This is a genomic window from Pseudoduganella umbonata, assembly GCF_014192225.1.
GTDB lineage: Bacteria > Pseudomonadota > Gammaproteobacteria > Burkholderiales > Burkholderiaceae_D > Rugamonas > Rugamonas umbonata.
In genome coordinates, this window is sequence record NZ_JACHXS010000002.1 from 1 (window position 1) to 18,763 (window position 18,763).

General features: G+C 63.6%; 15 protein-coding genes and 1 rRNA gene. 11 read left to right on the top strand and 5 right to left on the bottom strand.

What is annotated here, in order from left to right:
• Positions 1-124 precede the first annotated feature (124 nt).
• Together rrf and FHS02_RS05075 are read left to right on the top strand one after the other, a co-directional pair.
• Positions 125-237: ribosomal RNA gene (gene rrf / locus FHS02_RS05070) — 5S ribosomal RNA — on the top strand.
• Between the two features lie 275 nt (positions 238-512).
• Positions 513-728 carry a hypothetical protein gene (locus FHS02_RS05075; RefSeq protein WP_137315067.1) on the top strand — a complete coding sequence of 72 codons (216 nt, stop codon included), beginning with the start codon at positions 513-515 and terminating at the stop codon, positions 726-728.
• A 40-nt stretch (positions 729-768) separates the two neighbouring features.
• On the opposite strand, the gene FHS02_RS05080 is transcribed toward FHS02_RS05075, so the two are convergent.
• Positions 769-1,323: an acyloxyacyl hydrolase gene (locus tag FHS02_RS05080; RefSeq protein WP_137315066.1), complete on the bottom strand. Its 555-nt coding sequence runs from the start codon at positions 1,321-1,323 to the stop codon at positions 769-771.
• Between the two features lie 169 nt (positions 1,324-1,492).
• On the opposite strand from FHS02_RS05080, the gene FHS02_RS05085 reads away from it, so the two are divergent.
• A complete protein-coding gene (locus FHS02_RS05085; RefSeq protein ID WP_260115629.1) occupies positions 1,493-2,392 on the top strand; it encodes an NAD(P)-dependent oxidoreductase in 900 nt (299 codons plus the stop codon).
• A gap of 92 nt (positions 2,393-2,484) precedes the next feature.
• Here FHS02_RS05085 and FHS02_RS05090 read toward each other — a convergent pair whose 3' ends face one another.
• On the bottom strand, positions 2,485-3,678 hold the full coding sequence (locus tag FHS02_RS05090) for a M20 aminoacylase family protein (RefSeq protein WP_137315064.1): 1,194 nt from the start codon (positions 3,676-3,678) through the stop codon (positions 2,485-2,487).
• Between the two features lie 169 nt (positions 3,679-3,847).
• Between FHS02_RS05090 and FHS02_RS05095 the strand changes: the two genes are divergently transcribed.
• The 4 genes from FHS02_RS05095 (at position 3,848) to FHS02_RS05110 (ending at position 10,753) form a co-directional block, all read left to right on the top strand.
• Positions 3,848-5,923 carry a molybdopterin-containing oxidoreductase family protein gene (locus tag FHS02_RS05095; RefSeq protein ID WP_137315063.1) on the top strand — a complete coding sequence of 692 codons (2,076 nt, stop codon included), beginning with the start codon at positions 3,848-3,850 and terminating at the stop codon, positions 5,921-5,923.
• A 9-nt stretch (positions 5,924-5,932) separates the two neighbouring features.
• Complete coding sequence (locus FHS02_RS05100) at positions 5,933-7,063, top strand: aminopeptidase (RefSeq protein WP_137315062.1); 1,131 nt, start codon at positions 5,933-5,935, stop codon at positions 7,061-7,063.
• Between the two features lie 275 nt (positions 7,064-7,338).
• Complete coding sequence (locus FHS02_RS05105; RefSeq protein ID WP_137315061.1) at positions 7,339-9,036, top strand: long-chain fatty acid--CoA ligase; 1,698 nt, start codon at positions 7,339-7,341, stop codon at positions 9,034-9,036.
• A gap of 46 nt (positions 9,037-9,082) precedes the next feature.
• Positions 9,083-10,753: a long-chain fatty acid--CoA ligase gene (locus FHS02_RS05110; RefSeq protein ID WP_137315060.1), complete on the top strand. Its 1,671-nt coding sequence runs from the start codon at positions 9,083-9,085 to the stop codon at positions 10,751-10,753.
• A gap of 125 nt (positions 10,754-10,878) precedes the next feature.
• Here FHS02_RS05110 and FHS02_RS05115 read toward each other — a convergent pair whose 3' ends face one another.
• Together FHS02_RS05115 and FHS02_RS05120 are read right to left on the bottom strand one after the other, a co-directional pair.
• Positions 10,879-12,447: an alkaline phosphatase D family protein gene (locus FHS02_RS05115; RefSeq protein ID WP_137315059.1), complete on the bottom strand. Its 1,569-nt coding sequence runs from the start codon at positions 12,445-12,447 to the stop codon at positions 10,879-10,881.
• 2 nt (positions 12,448-12,449) lie between these two features.
• Positions 12,450-12,893 (bottom strand): acyl-CoA thioesterase, encoded by a 444-nt coding sequence (locus FHS02_RS05120; RefSeq protein WP_175424998.1) that lies wholly within the window; start codon positions 12,891-12,893, stop codon positions 12,450-12,452.
• 65 nt (positions 12,894-12,958) lie between these two features.
• On the opposite strand from FHS02_RS05120, the gene FHS02_RS05125 reads away from it, so the two are divergent.
• Both FHS02_RS05125 and FHS02_RS05130 read left to right on the top strand, forming a co-directional pair.
• Positions 12,959-14,782, top strand: a complete 1,824-nt coding sequence (locus tag FHS02_RS05125; protein WP_137315057.1) for an ABCB family ABC transporter ATP-binding protein/permease — start codon at positions 12,959-12,961, stop codon at positions 14,780-14,782.
• Positions 14,783-14,928: 146 nt separating this feature from the next.
• The gene (locus FHS02_RS05130) at positions 14,929-15,303 is read left to right on the top strand and encodes a hypothetical protein (protein WP_137315056.1); all 375 of its coding nucleotides are present in this window, start codon (positions 14,929-14,931) and stop codon (positions 15,301-15,303) included.
• A gap of 132 nt (positions 15,304-15,435) precedes the next feature.
• Here FHS02_RS05130 and FHS02_RS05135 read toward each other — a convergent pair whose 3' ends face one another.
• Positions 15,436-16,698 (bottom strand): dicarboxylate/amino acid:cation symporter, encoded by a 1,263-nt coding sequence (locus FHS02_RS05135; RefSeq protein WP_137315055.1) that lies wholly within the window; start codon positions 16,696-16,698, stop codon positions 15,436-15,438.
• 161 nt (positions 16,699-16,859) lie between these two features.
• On the opposite strand from FHS02_RS05135, the gene FHS02_RS05140 reads away from it, so the two are divergent.
• Together FHS02_RS05140 and pyrC are read left to right on the top strand one after the other, a co-directional pair.
• A complete protein-coding gene (locus FHS02_RS05140; protein WP_137315054.1) occupies positions 16,860-17,585 on the top strand; it encodes an amino acid ABC transporter ATP-binding protein in 726 nt (241 codons plus the stop codon).
• 113 nt (positions 17,586-17,698) lie between these two features.
• On the top strand, positions 17,699-18,751 hold the full coding sequence (pyrC, locus tag FHS02_RS05145; protein WP_137315053.1) for a dihydroorotase: 1,053 nt from the start codon (positions 17,699-17,701) through the stop codon (positions 18,749-18,751).
• Positions 18,752-18,763 lie beyond the last annotated feature (12 nt).

The following is an 18,763-nucleotide window of genomic DNA, read 5'->3' on the forward strand; positions in this document are numbered from 1 at the left end:
CTTGTCCCTATAACCTTGACGGTTACAGTGCATTTACTCTTTGATGAGAGTTACCCTCGCTTTACTTCTTCCGGATTGAGATCGATTGCTGCTCCACTGAGAGCAATCGATCGTACAAGTCATGCCTGATGACCATAGCAAGTCGGTCCCACCCCTTCCCATCCCGAACAGGACCGTGAAACGACTTTGCGCCGATGATAGTGCTGCAACCAGTGTGAAAGTAGGTTATCGTCAGGCTGTTATATAGAAAAACCCCGCTAGCGTGTGCTGGCGGGGTTTTTTGCTTTGGAACTCAGGTTTTGTTGCCCGGAAACCGGTGGCGTAGCAGGGAATTCGAGGAGCATCGCTCTTCGCCTGCGCAGCGGAGATGGCCTGCAAGCCATCTCTCCTTCCAGGCACCAGTTTCCAGGAAATGTTTCAAAATAATAGGTAGCTGTCACCGGTTTTGCCGTCAGGCTACATATAACAAAACCCCGCTAGCGTGTGCTGGCGGGGTTTTTTGCTTTGAGCTCATGCCCGGCTATGTCGACACGGCCCACCTGCGCGAACTGAACGGCGGCGACGCGCGGCGCAAGCCCTTCCTGCAAACCGAGGCCCGGGCGGTGAGCCGGATGGTTGCCGCCATTGCCCGGCGCGAGGCGCAGTGCATATTCCCCTGGCAATTGCACATGCTGATCCGGCTGTTCAACTGCTTGCCACGGTCCGTGCAGAGCCTGCGGAAAAAATAAGGCCCGCACGAGGCGGGCCTTGGTCATGCGCGGGCGTGAATCAGAACCGGTAAGCCAGCTTCACCACGCCATAATCGACGCCGCTGTTCGGCTTCTTGATGCTGCCGTTGGAGAAGTGCTGCATCTTCACCGCTACTTCCCAGTTCTTGTTGAACACATAGCCAATGCCGATGTGGTCGCCGAACTGGAACGCCGTCGACAGGCGGTCATCGTTGTTGTTATAGGTTTCGGACATCAAGTGCGCGCCGATACCGATCTCGGCATAGAAGCCCAGCTTGCTCTTGTTCTCGAAGCGGAATACCGGCGTAAAGCCGATATCGACGATATGCTGCTTGTCGCCGGGGACGTTGTTGTACTGGCGGCCCTGCCAGTAACCGGCGCTGGCATCCCAGTAGCCGGTCAGGTGCGTGTTGCCGGAATCGAACCAGCTCCAGTTCGGGTTCCAGTCCTTGGTCACGCCCACACGCGCCATGCGGATCTTCGATGCGGTGGCGGCTTCGCCGTACACACCGTCGATCAATTGGCCTTCGGCCGCGAATGCGGCGTTGGCCGCCAGCAGTGCGGCCACGGCCGCGATCATTTTCTTCATGTTCATGTTCTCTCAAGTGACATGCTGTATGCATAATCGATACGGCAATCCGGCTATTGTAGCGGCCTCGGCCGATTTAAGCTGACGGGCACCCAAACCGTATCGCACCCCCGATATGGCTGTAAATCAGGCAATATTTCGAAATAAAACGCGGAGTGGAAATAAGGTGGAATTCTTGACGAAAATAACTTTTCTCGGTATCGGCTTGATGGGAGAGCCGATGGTGCGCCGCCTGTTGCAGGCCGGGCTGCCCGTTCACGCCTGGAACCGTACGTTCAGCAAGGCCGAGCGTCTTGCGGCGGAAGGTGCCGTCGCCGTGCCGCACTTGGCGGAGGCTGTGCATGAGGCCGACATTGTCATCTCGATGCTGGAGGCTGGCCCGGTGGTGAGCGCTGTCATCGACGACGCATTGCCATTGCTGCGCCCGGGCGCCTTGTGGATCGACATGAGTTCCACGCGCCAGTCCGAAGCCGAGGAATTCCACACCCGCCTCGCGGCAGCCGGTTGCCGCTTTGTCGACGCCCCGGTGTCCGGTGGCGTCGGCGGCGCCCAGGCGGGCACGCTGGCGATCATGGCCGGCGGCAGCGAGGCGGACATCGACTACGCCCGTCCAGCCTTCGAAGCGATGGGGCGCGTCACCCGGGTCGGCCCGGCCGGTGCCGGCCAGGTGTCGAAGCTGTGTAACCAGCTGATCGTCGGCGGCACCATCAATATCGTTGCCGAAGCATTATTGCTGGCCCAGGCCGCGGGTGCCGATCCCGCCGCCGTGCGCGCGGCGATCCGGGGCGGCTTTGCCGAAAGCCGCATCCTCGAGGTGCATGGCCAGCGCATGCTGGAGCGGAACTTCCTGCCCGGCGGCCAGGTTGCCACGCAACTGAAAGACCAGCACAACATCCTGGCCGCGGCAGCCGCGGCCGGCATCGCGCTGCCGGTCACCAGCCTGGTGACGGAGCGTTACGAATCGATCCGGGATCTATATCCGCAAGCCGATCATGCGGCCGCGCTGCTGGCGCTGGAGCGGCTCAATCCGGGCCAGCGCGTGGGCGATGCGCCGGACCAGTTGCCGACGGCTTGACGTATGGATGAAGCTTGAGAAGCGGGCTTCAGAAGCGGGCTTTAGAAGCGGGCTTCAGAAGCGGGCTTTATAGCCGGGCTAAATAGCCGAACTCAGCGCAAGGGCAGGGCGGTCTCCACCAGCCGCACCCAGAAACTGGCGCCCACCGGCAGCAGGTTGTCGTTGAAATCGTAGCTGCCGTTGTGCAGCACGCAGGGGCCCATGCCGTGGCCGCCGCTGCGGTGGTCGCCATCGCCGTTGCCGATGAAAATGTAGCAGCCGGGCTTTTCCTGCAGGAAGAAGGCGAAGTCCTCGGCACCCATCGTCGGCTCGGCGTTGGCATCCACGTTGTGTTCGCCCACCACGGCCTTCATCACTTCCACGGCGAAGGCGGTTTCCTTCTCGTGGTTCACCAGTGGCGGATAGTTGCGCTTGAACTGGAAGTCGACGTCGGCCTCGAACGCCGCCGCGATACCTTCGGCCAGCTCGCGCATGCGGCGCTCGACCAGATCCAGCACCGGTGTCGTAAACGTGCGCACGGTGCCTACCAGCTGGGCCGTGTCGGGAATCACGTTGGTGGCGCTGCCGGCGTGGATCTGCGTGATCGACAGCACGGCCGTGTCCAGCGGGCTCTTGTTGCGCGTGATGATCGTCTGCCATGCCTGCGCGATCTGCACTGCGATCATCACCGGGTCGACGCCCTTGTGCGGCTGGGCCGCATGCGCGCCCTTGCCGCGTACCGTCACGTGGAATTCGTTCGACGACGCCATCATCGGCCCCGTGCAGACGTTCATCGTGCCGGCCGCGTAGCCGGGCCAGTTGTGCATGCCGTAGATGGCTTCCATCGGAAAGCGTTCGAACAGGCCATCCTCGATCATCTTGCGGGCGCCGGCACCGCCTTCCTCGGCAGGCTGGAACACCAGATACACGGTACCGTCGAAATCGCGCTGCCGTGCCAGGTGGTAGGCGGCACCCAGCAGCATCGCCGTGTGGCCGTCGTGGCCGCAGGCGTGCATCTTGCCAGGGTGGCGCGAGGCGTGCGGGAAAGTGTTCACTTCCTGCATCGGCAACGCATCCATGTCGGCGCGCAGGCCGATCGCGCGGTCCGAGGTGCCGTTCTTGATGATGCCGACCAGGCCCGTCACGCCAAGGCCCCGCACCACGGGGATGCCCCATTCGGCGAGCCGGGCGGCCACCACGTCGGCGGTGCGCACTTCCTCGTAGGAGAGTTCGGGGTGGGCATGCAGGTCGCGGCGGATCTCCTGCAGCTCGGCCTGAAATGCAATGATCGGTTCTACAAGTTTCATTTGCCTCTCCCAGTTGTTCTCTTGCGGCCCCGGATAAGGGCGCCTACGCCAGCACGCCAATGAGCGAAGGAACATTGTAGCCTTTGTAACGGTCCCGCGGCCACCCCGCGCGGCTGTCTGCCGGATGGTTTACGATAGCGGATTGTTCCTCTCCGTTTTAGCCGCCGCCATGACCGCTACCCAAGTGCGTGCCGCCTGCCCGCACGACTGCCCCGATACCTGCGCCATCCTCGTCACCGTTGAAAACGGTGTCGCCACCGAGATCAAGGGCGATCCCGACCATCCCACCACGGCCGGCGTGCTGTGCACGAAAGTGTCCCGCTATGCCGAGCGTACCTACTCGCCGGACCGGCTGCTGTATCCACTGCGCCGGGTCGGCAGGAAGGGCGAGGGCAAGTTCGAACGCATCGGCTGGGATGAGGCGCTGGACGCGATTGCCGCCCGCCTCGAGCCGCTGGCGCAGACGGCACCGGAAGCCATCCTGCCCTACAGCTACTGCGGCACGATGGGCCTGCTGCAGGGCGAATCGATGTCGTCGCGCTTCTTCCACCAGCTGGGTGCCTCGCTGCTCGACCGCACGATCTGCGCGATGGCCGGTGCCACCGGCTACAAGTACACGATCGGCGGTTCGATCGGCACCGATATGGAACACTTCCAGGACGCGAAAGTGATCCTGATCTGGGGCGGCAACCCGATCGCGTCGAACCTGCATTTCTGGATGCGCGCGCAGGAAGCCAAGCGGCGCGGTGCGAAGCTGGTGGCGATCGATCCCTACCGCTCGCTGACGGCCGAGAAGTGCCACCTGCACGTCGCGCCGATGCCCGGCACGGATGCCGCGCTGGCGCTGGGCATGATGCACGTGCTGATTGCCGAAAATCTCGTCGACGACGACTACATCGCGCAGTACACGCTGGGCTACGAGCAGTTGCGGGAACGCGTGGCGGAATGGACGCCGGCACGGACCGCCGCCACCTGCGGCATTCCGGAAGAACAGGTGCTGGAACTGGCGCGCCTGTACGGCCAGGCTGCAAAGGCCGGCGAGCCGGTGGCGATCCGCGTCAACTACGGCGTGCAGCGTGTGCGCGGCGGCGGCATGGCGGTACGGAACATCGCCTGCCTGCCTGCGCTCGTGGGCGCGTGGCGGCACGCGGCAGGCGGTATCCAGCTGTCGACGTCCGGCTCCTTCCCGACCAACAAGCCCGCACTGCAGCGCCCGGACCTGCTGAAAAAGCTGCCCCGCACGATTAACATGACGACGATCGGCGACGACCTGCTGCGCCCTGCATCGCCGGAGTTCGGACCCCGCGTGGACGCTGTCATCGTCTACAACTCGAACCCGGTAGCGGTGGCGCCGGATTCGTCGAAAGTTCAGGCCGGGTTCGCGCGCGAAGACCTGTTCACGGTGGTGCTGGAACAATTCCAGACCGATACCGTCGACTACGCGGACATCGTGCTGCCCGCCACCACGCAACTGGAACACGCCGACGCGCACCTGGCTTACGGACACCTGTACATGATGGCCAATAACCCGGCCATCGCGCCGCTGGGCGAAGCGAAACCGAACACGGAGATCTTCCGGCTGCTGGCAGCCCGCATGGGCTTCACGGATCCGTGCTTCGCGGAGACCGACGACGAACTGGCATCCCAGGCATTCCGGAAAGATGATGCAAGATCAATTCATTTTGACTGGGATTCGTTAAAGCAAAAGGGCTGGCAAAAGCTGAACATGCCGGATGCACCATTTGCCTATGGCAAATTCCCCACACCTTCGGGAAAATGCGAATTCTTTTCGGAAGCAATGAAGGCGGATGGCCTGGACCCCTTGCCGGCCTACATCGAAAACTACGAATCGGCAGCATCTACCCCCGATCTCGCGGCAAAATACCCGCTGGCGATGATATCTCCGCCAGCGCGCAACTTCCTGAACTCCACCTTTGTCAATGTGCAAAGCCTGCGCGCCACCGAGGGCGAGCCGCAGCTCGACATCCATCCTGACGATGCGGCAACACGCGCCATCAATCACGGCGATATGGTGCGCATCTTCAATGATCGTGGCTCGTTCGTGTGCAAGGCGCGGGTCACGGAAAAGGCCCGCAAAGGCCTCGTGGTGGGCCTGTCGATCTGGTGGAAAAAGCTTGCGCGCGATGGCAAGAATGCCAACGAGGTGACGAGCCAGCGCCTGACCGACATGGGCCGCGCGCCGACTTTTTACGATACACTGGTTCAAGTCGAACGTGTCTCATGAGTAGGAAGCATGCGCAAGATTGCCCGTTTAAACATACGTGCCAAGTATCTGGTGGCGGGGCTTTCGTGCGCGGCTCTGCTGGCCGGTTGCGCGCAGATGAAGTACTACTTCCAGGCAGCCCAGGGCCAGTATTCGCTGTGGTCCGAATCGCGCTCCGTCGACGACTGGCTGGGCGATCCCAACACTGAACCGAAACTGCGTGCGCGCCTGGAAAAGGCTGTCACGATCCGCAAGTTCGCCGTGCGCGAACTGGGCTTGCCCGACAACGCCAGCTACAAGCAATATGCGGCCCTGAATCGCCCGTTCGTGCTGTGGAACGTCGTCGCCACACCGGAACTCTCCTTGCGTCCCATCCAGTGGTGCTTCCCGATCGCCGGTTGCGTGGCTTACCGTGGCTACTACAGCAAGGAAGACGCGATGGCCTATGCGGAAGAGCTGCGCAAGGAAGGCGACGACGTGCAGGTAGGCGGCGTCCCAGCCTATTCCACGCTGGGCTGGTTCAGCGACCCTCTGCTGTCCACCTTCATCAATTACTCGGACGCGGAACTGGCCCGCATGGTGTTCCACGAACTGGCCCACCAGGTCGTGTACGTTCCCGGCGATTCGCGCTTCAACGAAGCGTTTGCCTCTGCCGTCGAGGAAGCGGGTGTCGACCGCTGGCTCGAGTTGTACGGCAACGAGGCAATGCGCGAAGCGTATGCCCGCTACAGCATGCGCCGCAAGGAGTTCCTGGCGCTGCTCGTCAGGCATCGCCAGATGCTCTCCGAGCTGTATGCCGGCAAGGCCAGCGTGAAAAAGAAGCGCGAGGGAAAAGCGCGCATCTTCGCATCGCTGCACAAGGAATATGCCGTGCTCAAGGAAAGCTGGGGCGGCTACGCCGGCTACGACCGCTTCTTCGCCGAAAAATTGACGAACGCCCACCTGGCAGCTGTCGCCACCTATAATGATCTCCTGCCCGGCTTCAAGGCGTTGCTGGCAAAGGAAAAGACGTTCCCACGTTTCTATGCTGCAGTGCAACGCATGAGCAACCTGCCGTCCGTCGAGCGCAGTGAACGGCTTGCCGAGCTCGCGCGTTCCGCGACGCCCGCCGCCGTGACCGTCGTGGCAGAAAAAGAAGCCAGGACCTCAGGCGGCCACTGACGCGTTCCGCTGCCGGCTTGCATTGCAGGTAAGCCTCGGCCCGGCATCGCGACGCACGCAAAAGGTGGGCTGCAGGTGGAATGCAAAGGGCGGGCCGCAAAAAGCGCTTGCATACGGCACCGCCTGTCGATAGCATCTTAGCTCAAAGATAGTACGAGCGTTCGTTTTTCTGGAAGTCGACACCGCGACAGCCCGCCAGCCCTGTGCAACTGGCGGCCCATGACAGCGGGGCAATCCACGATCGCCCTGCAATAAACGGAGACAAGAGGCACAGCATGGACAAGATCTGGTTGAAGTCGTACCCATCCGGCGTTCCTGCCGAGATCGATCCGAACCAGTACCGCAGCCTGGTACATCTGCTGGAAGAGTCATTCCAGAAATACGCGGACCGCAAGGCATTCGTATGCATGGACAAGTTCATCACCTTCGGTGAACTCGATACCTATTCGAAACGCCTCGGCGCCTGGCTGCAGAGCCGCGGCATGAAGCCGGGTGCGCGCGTGGCGCTGATGATGCCGAACGTGCTGCAATATCCGGTCGCGCTGGCCGCCGTGCTGCGTGCCGGCTACACCGTGGTCAACGTCAATCCGCTGTACACGCCGCGCGAGCTGGAGCACCAGCTGGCCGATTCGGGCGCCGAAGCGATCGTCATCCTGGAAAACTTCGCCCATACGCTCGAGCAGGTGATTACCCGCACGGCCGTGAAGCACATCATCGTCGCCAGCATGGGCGAGATGCTGGGCATGGCCAAGGGCCTGGTGGTCGACTTCGTCGTGCGCAACGTGAAGAAGATGGTGCCGGCGTATTCGCTGCCGAACGCGGTGCGCTTCAAGGAGGCGCTGTCGCATGCGTCGGCCATGAAGCTCACGCCGGTGGAAATCACCCATGACGACGTGGCCTTCCTGCAGTACACCGGCGGCACCACGGGCGTCTCGAAAGGCGCCACGCTGACACACAGGAACGTGATCGCCAACGTGCTGCAGGTGGAAGCCTGGTCGCAACCGGGCCTGGTCAAGGAGCCGCGCGTCGAGGAGCCGTCGATCGTCTGCGCGCTGCCGCTGTATCACATCTTCGCGCTGACGGCCTGCGCGATGTGGGGCATGCGCATGGGGGCGCTGAACATCCTTATTCCCAATCCGCGCGACATCGGCGGCTTCATCAAGGAACTGGCGAAATACAAGTTCAACATGCTGCCGGCCGTGAACACGCTGTACAACGCGCTGGTGAACCATCCCGATTTCCACCACCTCGATTTTTCCGGCCTGAAGATCGCCAACGGCGGCGGCATGGCGGTACAGCAGGCCGTCAACGACAAGTGGCTGAAGGCGACAGGCGTGGCGATCATCGAAGGCTATGGCCTGTCGGAAACGGCGCCGGTGGCCACCTGCAACCGCGCCGACAGTACCGCGTTTTCCGGCACGATCGGCCTGCCGGTCCCGTCGACCGAGGTGACGATCCTGGATGACGACGGCAACGAAGTCCCGCTGGGCCAGCCCGGCGAGATCGCCATCCGCGGCCCGCAGGTGATGGCCGGCTACTGGAACCGGCCGGAAGAAACGGCCAAGGTGATGACGGCCGACGGCTATTTCAAATCGGGCGACGTGGGCGTGATGGACGATCGCGGCTATGTGAAGATCGTCGACCGCAAGAAGGACATGATCCTTGTCTCCGGCTTCAATGTCTATCCGAACGAGCTCGAAGCGGTGGTATCCGCGCACCCGGGCGTGCTCGAAGTGGCCTGCATCGGCGTGCCTGACGCGCATTCCGGAGAGGCGGTCAAGCTGTACGTAGTGCGCAAGGACCCGACGCTGACCGTCGATGCCTTGATGGCCTACTGCAAGGAAAACCTGACCGGCTACAAGAAGCCGAAATACATCGAGTTCCGCGACGAACTCCCCAAAACCAATGTCGGCAAGATCCTGCGGCGTGTATTGCGAGACGAAGTCACGGCCGGCACCCAGGAAGCTGCATGAGGCATCCCCACAAGGGATTCCCGAATAACAAAGAAAGAGGCACTGCATGGAAAAAATCTGGTTGAAATCCTACCCCGAAGGCGTACCCGCCGAGATCGACGTCTCGCAATACACCTCGGTGACGCATCTGCTGGAGGATTCGTTCCGCAAGTATGCCGATGAAAAGGCCTACGTCTGCATGGACAAGTTCCTTACCTATGCGCAGGTCGACCAGATGTCCCGCAAGTTCGGCGCCTGGCTGCAGGGCAAGGGCCTGCAGAAGGGCGCGCGCGTGGCGATCATGCTGCCGAACGTGCTGCAATACCCGGTGGCGATGGCCGGCATCCTGCGCGCCGGCTATACGGTGGTCAATGTCAATCCGCTGTACACGCCGCGCGAGCTGGCGCACCAGCTGAAGGATTCCGGCGCCGAAGCGATCATCGTGCTGGAAAACTTCGCCAATACGGTGCAGCAGGTGCTGCACGAAACCCCGGTGCAGCACGTGATCGTGGCCACGATGGGCGACCTGCTGGGCGGCGTGAAGGGCGCGATCGTCAACTTCGTCGTGCGCCGCGTGAAAAAGATGGTGCCCGCCTTCTCGCTGCCGCGCGCCGTGTCGTTCAAGCAGGTGCTGGCCGAAGGTGGCCGCATGACGCTGCACCCGGCCAGGATCGGCCACGACGACATCGCCTTCCTGCAATACACGGGCGGTACCACCGGCGTTTCGAAAGGCGCCGTGCTGCTGCACCGGAACGTGGTGGCCAACGTGCTGCAGAACGAAGCCTGGCTGCACATGGGGCCCCAGCAGGAGCAGGTGGTATTCGTCTGCGCGCTGCCGCTGTACCACATCTATTCGCTGACGATTTCCGCCTTCATGGGCATGCGCCTGGGCGGCCTGAACGTGCTGATCCCGAACCCGCGCGACATTCCCGGCTTCGTCAAGGAACTGGCGAAATACCGCGTGACAGTCTTCCCGGCCGTGAACACGCTGTACAACGCGCTGCTGAACAACCCGGACTTCGCCCGGCTCGATTTCTCCAGCTATAAAGTATGCAACGGCGGCGGCATGGCCGTGCAGCAGGCCGTCGCCGACAAGTGGCTGAAGCTGACCGGCACGCCGATCATCGAGGGCTACGGCCTGTCCGAAACTTCGCCGGTGGCCACCGCCAACCGGGTCGACATCAGCGAGTTCACCGGCACCATCGGCTTGCCCATCCCATCCACCGACGTGGCGATCCTGGATGACGACGGCAACGAGGTGCCGCTCGGTACGGCCGGCGAGATCGCCATCCGCGGCCCGCAGGTGATGGCCGGCTACTGGCAGCGCCCCGACGAAACGGCCAGGTCGATGACGGCCGACGGCTTCTTCAAGACCGGCGACGTGGGCATCATGGACGAGCGGGGCTACACCAAGATCGTCGACCGCAAGAAGGACATGATCATCGTTTCCGGCTTCAACGTGTATCCGAACGAAGTCGAAGGCGTGGTGGCCGCGCACCCGGGCGTGCTGGAATGCGCGTGCATCGGCGTGCCGGACAAGAATTCCGGCGAAGCCGTGAAACTGTTCGTGGTGCGCAAGGATCCGAACCTGACGGCGGAGTCGCTGATGGACTTCTGCAAGCACGAGCTGACGGCGTACAAGAAGCCGAAGTACATCGAGTTCCGCGACGACCTGCCGAAGACGAACGTGGGCAAGATCCTGCGGCGGCAGCTGCGGGACGAGAAGAAGGCTGCTTGACGGGTAATTTTCGGAAGGCCTGGTTGCGACAGCCGGGGTACTAAGCCGGGTACAGTCCCCAAGCAGGCAACACCGGGGACAGTCCCCTCTGATACAGGCAACTCTGGGGACAGCCTGCAACCTCCTCAGGCTGTCGCTAATCCCGCCTTGCCATCCTCCACCGCGAACCGGGCCAGCGTCTGCACTCCGCTGGCCTTGTTGCGCACATCGTCGAGCCCCTCGAACAGCACCGACGTCCGTTCCGGCGTGATCTCCATCAGCATGTAGCCGCGCCGGTCGCTGCGTCCGTACTTGATGTGCGGATTCATCGCCACGTACTGCGCGGTGCGTGCCTGCGGCCGCGAACTCGACGTGATCGACGTACCGCAGAATTCCGTCGCCACGACCGGATTGCCGGATGAACGGGGCCGGGTCGGATCGCGCCGCAGCTCGGCCGCATAGAACGTGTGCACGTCGCCGGACAGCACCAGCGGGTTGGCGGCGCCGCTGCCGCGTATCGCATCCAGCAGCCGCTGTCGCGCGGCCGGGTAGCCGTCCCAGCCGTCGGTCCAGAAGCGGCCGTCGCTGGCGCGGCGGATCTCGACCTGAGACGACTGCGCCATCAGGGTTTGCTGGGCCAGCACGTTCCAGCGCGCCCTGGAACTCTTCAGGCCATTCTGGAGCCAGGTCTCCTGGGCCGAACCCAGCATCGTGCGCCTGCCATCGGCCAGCATCGCGCAAGCGTTGCGGTAGACGGAGTTGGAACCGCCGCGATTGGGCCGTGCGCATGCCTGCGGCGAGCGGTACTGGCGGTTGTCCAGCACGTGGAAGCGCGCCAGCGCGCCCCAGTCGTAGCGCTGGTACATGCGTACATCCCTGAATCCGCTGGCGCTGAAGCGCAGCGGCTGATGTTCGCAGTAAGCCTGGTAAGCGGCCGCGCGGCGCGCCGCGAAGTCCGGCGTCAGCAGCTCGTCGCGCAGCGCGCCGTAGTCGTTGGCCACTTCGTGGTCGTCCCACGTCATGATCCACGGCGCCGCATGGTGCGCGGCCTGCAGGTCGCGGTCGCTCTTGTACTGCGCATAGCGGGCGCGGTACTGGTCGAGCGTGAAGCTCTCGTCGCGGCGCATGGCCCGGTCGGGATGGTCCAGGCTGTAGCGACCCCATTCGTAGATATAGTCGCCCAGAAAGGCCACCAGGTCCGGCGCGGCCTGGGCGAGATGGCGCTGCGCCGTGTAGTGGCCGAACTCCCAATGCTGGCACGACGCCACGGCCAGCTTCAGCGAGCGGGGCAGGGCGCCTGGCGCCGGCGCGGTGCGGGTGCGCGCCACGGGGCTGACCGCACCGTCCAGCATGAAACGGTACCAGTACCAGCGGTCCGGCCGCAGGCCTTTCACGTCCACGTGCACGCTGTGCGCCAGCGCCGGCTTGGCGGTGGCGCTGCCACGGGCGGCAATGCGGCGGAAACCCTCGTCCTCGGCAACTTCCCAGCGCACCGCGAACGCCACCGGCGGCGTGCTGCGAGCCTCGAGCGGGTCGAACAGGATGCGGGTCCACAGCACGACGCTGTCGGGCAGCGGTGCGCCCGAGGCGACACCGAGCGTGAACGGATACGGCGCGTTGCGCGGTGCCGCCGCGCACGTGAGCGCGGGGCCGAGCGCGGCCAGGCTGGCGACGCGCGCGCCCGTCAGCAGCAACTGCCGGCGGCCATGCTCCATCGTTATTTGTGCATCAGCGATTCGATCGGCGGCACCGGGCGCGGCTTGCGGTCCGAGCCCGTCGCCACGTAGGTCAGCGTGGCTTCGGTCACCTTGACGATGTCCGCCTGCAGGCGGTTGCGTTCCGCATAGACCTCGACGTTGACGGTGATCGACGTGGTGCCGACCCGCACGATGTCGGCATAGAACGACAGCAGGTCGCCGACGAACACGGGATTCTTGAACACGAAGGAATTGACGGCAATCGTCGCCACGCGGCCGTTGGCGCGGCGGGTGGCCGGCAGCGAACCGGCGATGTCCACCTGGGCCATGATCCAGCCGCCGAACACGTCGCCATACACATTCGCATCGGATGGGGCGGGCATGACCCGCAATTCGGGCATCTTGCCGACGGGCAGGCAGTTGGGGGCGGGGGCAGGGGCGGCAGTAACGTCGGGCGTGGTCATCATGAAAACTCGTGGGGGGATACAATGGGTTCCGATTTTAAACTACGCCAGCCAGCACGCCAGTCATGCGTCGTTCCGCCTACTCTTCCGAACCAGCCCCGCCCGCCCGTCCCGGCCGCAGCGATCTTGCCACCCTGAAAACCCTGCTGCCCTACCTGTGGGTCTACAAGTGGCGCGTGCTGCTGGCCTTGCTGGCGCTGGTGGGCGCCAAGCTGGCCAACGTCGGCGTGCCGATCGTGCTGAAGCACCTGGTCGATGCGATGACGCTCAAGCCCGGCGATCCGCGCGCGCTGCTGGTGCTGCCGGCCGGGCTGCTGCTCGCGTATGGCGCGCTGCGGCTGTCCACCACGGTGTTTACCGAGCTGCGCGAGTTCCTGTTCGCCCGCGTCACGCAGCGCGCCGTGCGTACCATTGCGCTGCAGGTATTCCGGCACCTGCATGCGCTGTCGCTGCGCTTCCACCTGAACCGGCAGACCGGCGGCATGACGCGCGACATCGAGCGGGGCACGCGCGGCGTCGGTTCGCTGATCTCGTACACCCTGTTCAACATCCTGCCCACGCTGGTCGAGATCACGCTGGTGCTGGTCTACCTCGTCACGCACTACGATGTGTGGTTCACGGCCATCACGCTGACAGCGCTGGTGCTGTACATCGCGTTCACGGTGATCGTCACGAATTGGCGCACGCATTTCCGCCGCACCATGAACGACCTGGATTCGAAAGCCAACACCAAGGCGATCGATTCGCTGCTGAACTATGAAACCGTCAAGTATTTCGGCAACGAGGAATACGAAGCGAAGCGCTACGACGAAGGCCTGAAGCACTACGAATCGGCCGCGGTGCGCTCGCAAACCTCGCTGTCCTTCCTGAATACGGGCCAATCGGCGATCATCGCCACCGCCGTCACGCTGATCCTGTGGCGCGCGACGGTGGGTGTCGTCGACGGCACGATGACGCTGGGCGACCTGGTGCTGGTGAACGCCTTCATGATCCAGCTGTATATTCCGCTCAATTTCCTTGGCGTGATCTACCGCGAGATCAAGCAGAGCCTGGCCGACATGGAGCGCCTGTTCTCGCTGCTCGACGAGAACCGCGAAGTGGCCGACGCGAAGGATGCAAAGCCGCTGGTCACGCATGGCGCACAGGTCAGGTTCTCGCATGTGGAATTCGGCTACGAAGCCAAGCGGCAGATCCTGTTCGACGTCGACTTCACGATCCAGGCCGGTACCACCACCGCCATTGTCGGGCATAGCGGCTCCGGAAAGTCCACGCTGTCGCGGCTGCTGTTCCGCTTCTATGAAGTGGGCAGCGGCGCGATCACGATCGACGGCCAGGATATCCGGGCCGTCACGCAGGATTCCCTGCGCCACGCGATCGGCATCGTGCCGCAGGATACGGTGCTGTTCAACGACACGATCGAGTACAACATCGCCTACGGCAAGCCGGGCGCCACGCATGACGAGATCGTGGCCGCGGCGCGCGCCGCGTCGATCCACGACTTCATCGACAGCCTGCCGGATGGCTACCGCACCATGGTCGGCGAGCGGGGGCTGAAACTGTCCGGCGGCGAAAAGCAGCGCGTGGCCATCGCCCGCACGCTGCTGAAGGATCCGGCCATCCTTATCTTCGACGAAGCCACGTCCGCGCTCGATTCCAAGGCCGAGCAGGCGATCCAGGCGCAGTTGAAGGAGATCGCGAAAAACCGCACGACGATGGTGATCGCCCACCGCCTGTCGACCGTGGCCGATGCGCACCAGATCCTGGTGCTGGACCATGGCCGCATCGTCGAACGGGGCAACCATGCCGCCTTGCTGGCCGCGGACGGCCTGTATGCGCAGATGTGGGCGCGCCAGCAAGCCAGGATCGATGCCCCGGCCGATGCGATGTGACCGTCGGCGCTGTTGACACTATTGCTGGGTACGTTGCCGACCGCGCGGCAAGGCGCTGATTCGCAAGGGATTTATTGGCTTGGTCCGCAACTTGCCTCGCTATGGGTAGAGGCCGCATCGCATGCGGCCCGGTCGAGGAGGCTGCCATGCGGTTGACACCTGTTGTTGCGCTTGCAGTGCTGCTGGCCTGCCTGCCGGGGCAGGCGATGGAACTGATCGAACTGCAGCCCGACCCTGCGCTCGATCCTACCGCTTACCCCGTCCCATACTCCCCCGCCTATCCGATCGATCCCCTTGCTGCCGAAGAATGGCGCGAGACTCCCTTCGTGGCCGGGTTGTCCGTCCTGCGCGCCGAGCCGGTAGCCATGCCCGCCGCGATCGTTCCGGCCACCCCGGTGCCGGAACCGGTTTCCGTGCTGATGATGGCGTGCGGCTTGCTGCTGATGGTGCCGGGCGCGTGGGCCGTGCGCTGGTCGCGCCTGGGCGACAGCGAACGCCTGCTGCAGCGAAGGTTTCCGTGAGCGGGCCGGCGGCGCATACAAATTAACGATGCAAACAAAGTCACGGCGCAAACAAGCGACGGCGCAAATAAAGTGACGGCGCGAATAAAAAGGCCGGGCTCTCAGGCCCGGCCTCGATGATGGCGCCGCGGATCAGGTCAGCGGTTCGAGCGCCGGGTCCTTCTCCTTCGCGGGATTGGTCAGTTCACCTTCCCACTTGGCTACCACGGCGGTGGCGATGCTGTTGCCGATCACGTTCGTGGCGGAACGGGCCATGTCCAGGAAATGGTCGATCGACAGCAGCAGTACCAGGCCCGCTTCCGGAATGTTGAATTGCGACAGCGTGGCGGCAATCACCACCAGCGAAGCGCGCGGCACGCCGGCCATGCCTTTCGACGTCAGCATCAGCACGGCCATCATCGTCATCTGCGTGCCCAGCGACAGTTCGATGCCGTAGGCCTGGGCGATGAAGACCGCGGCGAACGTGCAATACATCATCGAGCCGTCGAGATTGAACGAATAGCCGATCGGCAGCACGAACGCGGCGATCCGGTTGCGCACGCCGAAGCGTTCCAGGCCTTCCAGCGTTTTCGGGAATGCCGCCTCAGAGGAAGCGGTGGAGAACGCCAGGATCGTCGGGCCGCGCACTTCCGTCAGCAGCTCGAAGATGCGCTTGCCCAGGAAAATGAAACCGGCAAATATCAGCAGGCCCCACAGCACGGCGATGCCGAAGTAGAACTCGGCCATGAACACGCCGTAGGTCTTCAGCACGATCAGGCCTTCCTTGGCGATGATGCCGGAGACGGCGGCAAACACGGCGATCGGCGCGAACTGCATCACGTAGCCGGTCACCTTCAGCATCACGTGGGCCACGCCGTCGATCGCGTCGACCATCGGTTCGGCCTTCTTGCCCACGGCCGCGGCGCCCAGGCCGAAGAACAGCGAGAACACCACGATCTGCAGGATCTCGTTCTTCGCCATGCCATCCACGATCGACGCGGGGATCAGGTGGGTGATGAAGTCCTTCAGCGTCAGGCTGCTGGTGGCGAGATTGGTCACGTGTGCGGCAGTGTCCAGCGTGCCTTTCAGCGCATCGCCCGGGCGGAAGATGTTCACCAGCACGAGGCCCAGCGCCAGCGACATCACCGAGGCGCCGAAGAACCACGCCAGCGACTTCACGCCCACGCGGCCGACTTCGCTGGCATCGCCCATGCGCGCGATACCCACCACCAGCGTGGAGAAGACCAGCGGCGCGATGATCATCTTGATCAGCCGGAGGAACATCGTCGTGATCAGCGACATCGCATCCGAATACGAGGTCGGCGCCGCCATTGTGGTGTTCAGGATATAGCCAACCACGATCCCCAGGGCCAGCGCCACCAGGATCCAGGTGGTCAGGCGATTTTTTTTCTCCATGAGCGGTGTCTCTCCATGCTGGGCCCTGCGGAGGCGGGTCACGCACCGGGGCCGGGGTTTGCCGTAAAATGTTTAATTATCAGGCATTTAATCGAAAAGTTTCGCGCAGTATCCTTGGGGCATTCAACACTGTCAAGCAGGCTGTGAGCGCACGAATGGCGATGATCGACATCCAGAATATCAGTAAGTGGTATGGGCAATTCCAGGTGCTCGCCGATTGCACCACGCAAGTGGACAAAGGCGACGTGATGGTGATCTGCGGCCCTTCGGGATCCGGCAAATCCACGCTGATCAAGACCGTCAACGGCCTCGAACCGGTCCAGCGGGGCGAGATCGTTGTCGATGGCACGTCCGTGACCGCGCCCGGTACCAGCCTGCCGCAATTGCGCGCCCGGATCGGCATGGTGTTCCAGAACTTCGAGTTGTTCCCGCACCTGTCGGTGCGCGAAAACCTGGCGCTTGGCCAGGTGAAGGTGTTGAAGCGTGCCCGCGACGAAGCCAACGAACGGGGCCTCAGGTACCTCGATCGCGTCGGCCTGCTGGCGCAGCAGGACAAATACCCGGCCCAGCTGTCCGGCGGGCAGCAGCAGCGCGTGGCGATCGCGCGCGCGCTGTCGATGGATCCCGTGGCGATGTTGTTCGATGAACCCACCTCCGCGCTCGATCCGGAAATGATCAACGAAGTGCTGGACGTGATGGTCGGCCTGGCGCAGGACGGCATGACGATGATGGTGGTCACCCACGAGATGGGTTTCGCGCGCCGCGTGGCCAACCGCGTCGTGTTCATGGATGCGGGCCGCATCGTCGAGGATTGCGGCAAGGATGAATTTTTCGGCGCGCCCCGCTCGGAGCGCGCCCGCGATTTCCTGGCCAGGATCCTCCACTGAGGATCAAGACCGGCAGAATGGCAGCTTCGCTGGCGAGTGGAGCCAGGCGGATGCAGCATGCAAGGGGGTAGAATACCGCATCCGTTTTCGACAGCGCTTTCCGAGACCCGCCAATGTCCACCATCTTCGACGCCCCATCCTCCCTGACCATCATCCGCCCCGACGACTGGCACCTGCACCTGCGCGACGGCGCCACCATGGCCAGCGTGCTGCCGCACAGCGCGCGCCAGTTCGGCCGTGCGATCGTTATGCCGAACCTGAAGCCGCCGGTCACCACGGTCGCCCAGGCGGCCGCCTACCGCGACCGTATCCTGGCCGCGCTGCCGCCCGAGCTGTCGTTCGAGCCGCTGATGACGCTCTATCTCACCAATAACACCTCGCCGGACGAGATCCGCCGCGCTGCCGAGTCCGATTTCGTGCATGCCGTGAAGCTATACCCGGCCGGCGCCACCACCAATTCCGATGCCGGCGTCACCGATCTCGCCAATTGCTACAAGGTGCTGGAAGTAATGCAGGAAACCGGCTTGCCGTTCCTGGTGCACGGCGAAGTCACCGATGGCGACATCGACCTGTTCGACCGCGAGGCTGTGTTCATCGAGCGCGTGATGCGCCCGCTGCGCAAGAACTTCCCGGCACTGAACGTGGTGTTCGAGCACATCACCACCAAGGATGCGGCGCAGTACGTGGCCGAGGCCGAAGGCCCGATCGCCGCCACGATCACCGCGCATCACCTGCTGTACAACCGCAACGAGATCTTCAAGGGCGGCATCCGTCCCCATTACTACTGCCTGCCGGTACTCAAGCGCGAAGAACACCGCCTGGCGCTGGTCACGGCCGCCACCAGCGGCGACGAGCGCTTCTTCCTCGGCACCGACTCGGCGCCGCACGCGCAGGGCGCCAAGGAAGCGGCCTGCGGCTGCGCCGGCTGCTATACCGCGCTGCACGCGATGGAGCTGTACGCGGAGGCATTCGAACGCGCCGGCGCACTGGACAAGCTGGAGGCCTTTGCCAGCCTGAACGGCCCGGCGTTCTACGGCCTGGCGCCGAACGAAGGCACGATCACCCTCCAGCGCGAGCAGTGGACGCTGCCGCAAACGCTGCCGCTGGGCGAGCAGCAGGTGGTGCCGCTGAACGCCGGCGAAACCATCAACTGGAAGATGGTGTAACGGCGCGTTCGA

What these genes read in the sequence shown, in the direction of transcription:
- FHS02_RS05075 (WP_137315067.1), top strand. Translation starts at nt 513, where the DNA reads ATGCCCGGCTATGTCGACACGGCCCACCTGCGCGAACTGAACGGCGGC.
- FHS02_RS05080 (WP_137315066.1), bottom strand. Translation starts at nt 1,323, where the DNA reads ATGAACATGAAGAAAATGATCGCGGCCGTGGCCGCACTGCTGGCGGCC.
- FHS02_RS05090 (WP_137315064.1), bottom strand. Translation starts at nt 3,678, where the DNA reads ATGAAACTTGTAGAACCGATCATTGCATTTCAGGCCGAGCTGCAGGAG.
- FHS02_RS05095 (WP_137315063.1), top strand. Translation starts at nt 3,848, where the DNA reads ATGACCGCTACCCAAGTGCGTGCCGCCTGCCCGCACGACTGCCCCGAT.
- FHS02_RS05100 (WP_137315062.1), top strand. Translation starts at nt 5,933, where the DNA reads ATGCGCAAGATTGCCCGTTTAAACATACGTGCCAAGTATCTGGTGGCG.
- FHS02_RS05105 (WP_137315061.1), top strand. Translation starts at nt 7,339, where the DNA reads ATGGACAAGATCTGGTTGAAGTCGTACCCATCCGGCGTTCCTGCCGAG.
- FHS02_RS05110 (WP_137315060.1), top strand. Translation starts at nt 9,083, where the DNA reads ATGGAAAAAATCTGGTTGAAATCCTACCCCGAAGGCGTACCCGCCGAG.
- FHS02_RS05115 (WP_137315059.1), bottom strand. Translation starts at nt 12,447, where the DNA reads ATGGAGCATGGCCGCCGGCAGTTGCTGCTGACGGGCGCGCGCGTCGCC.
- FHS02_RS05120 (WP_175424998.1), bottom strand. Translation starts at nt 12,893, where the DNA reads ATGACCACGCCCGACGTTACTGCCGCCCCTGCCCCCGCCCCCAACTGC.
- FHS02_RS05125 (WP_137315057.1), top strand. Translation starts at nt 12,959, where the DNA reads ATGCGTCGTTCCGCCTACTCTTCCGAACCAGCCCCGCCCGCCCGTCCC.
- FHS02_RS05130 (WP_137315056.1), top strand. Translation starts at nt 14,929, where the DNA reads ATGCGGTTGACACCTGTTGTTGCGCTTGCAGTGCTGCTGGCCTGCCTG.
- FHS02_RS05135 (WP_137315055.1), bottom strand. Translation starts at nt 16,698, where the DNA reads ATGGAGAAAAAAAATCGCCTGACCACCTGGATCCTGGTGGCGCTGGCC.
- FHS02_RS05140 (WP_137315054.1), top strand. Translation starts at nt 16,860, where the DNA reads ATGATCGACATCCAGAATATCAGTAAGTGGTATGGGCAATTCCAGGTG.
- pyrC (WP_137315053.1), top strand. Translation starts at nt 17,699, where the DNA reads ATGTCCACCATCTTCGACGCCCCATCCTCCCTGACCATCATCCGCCCC.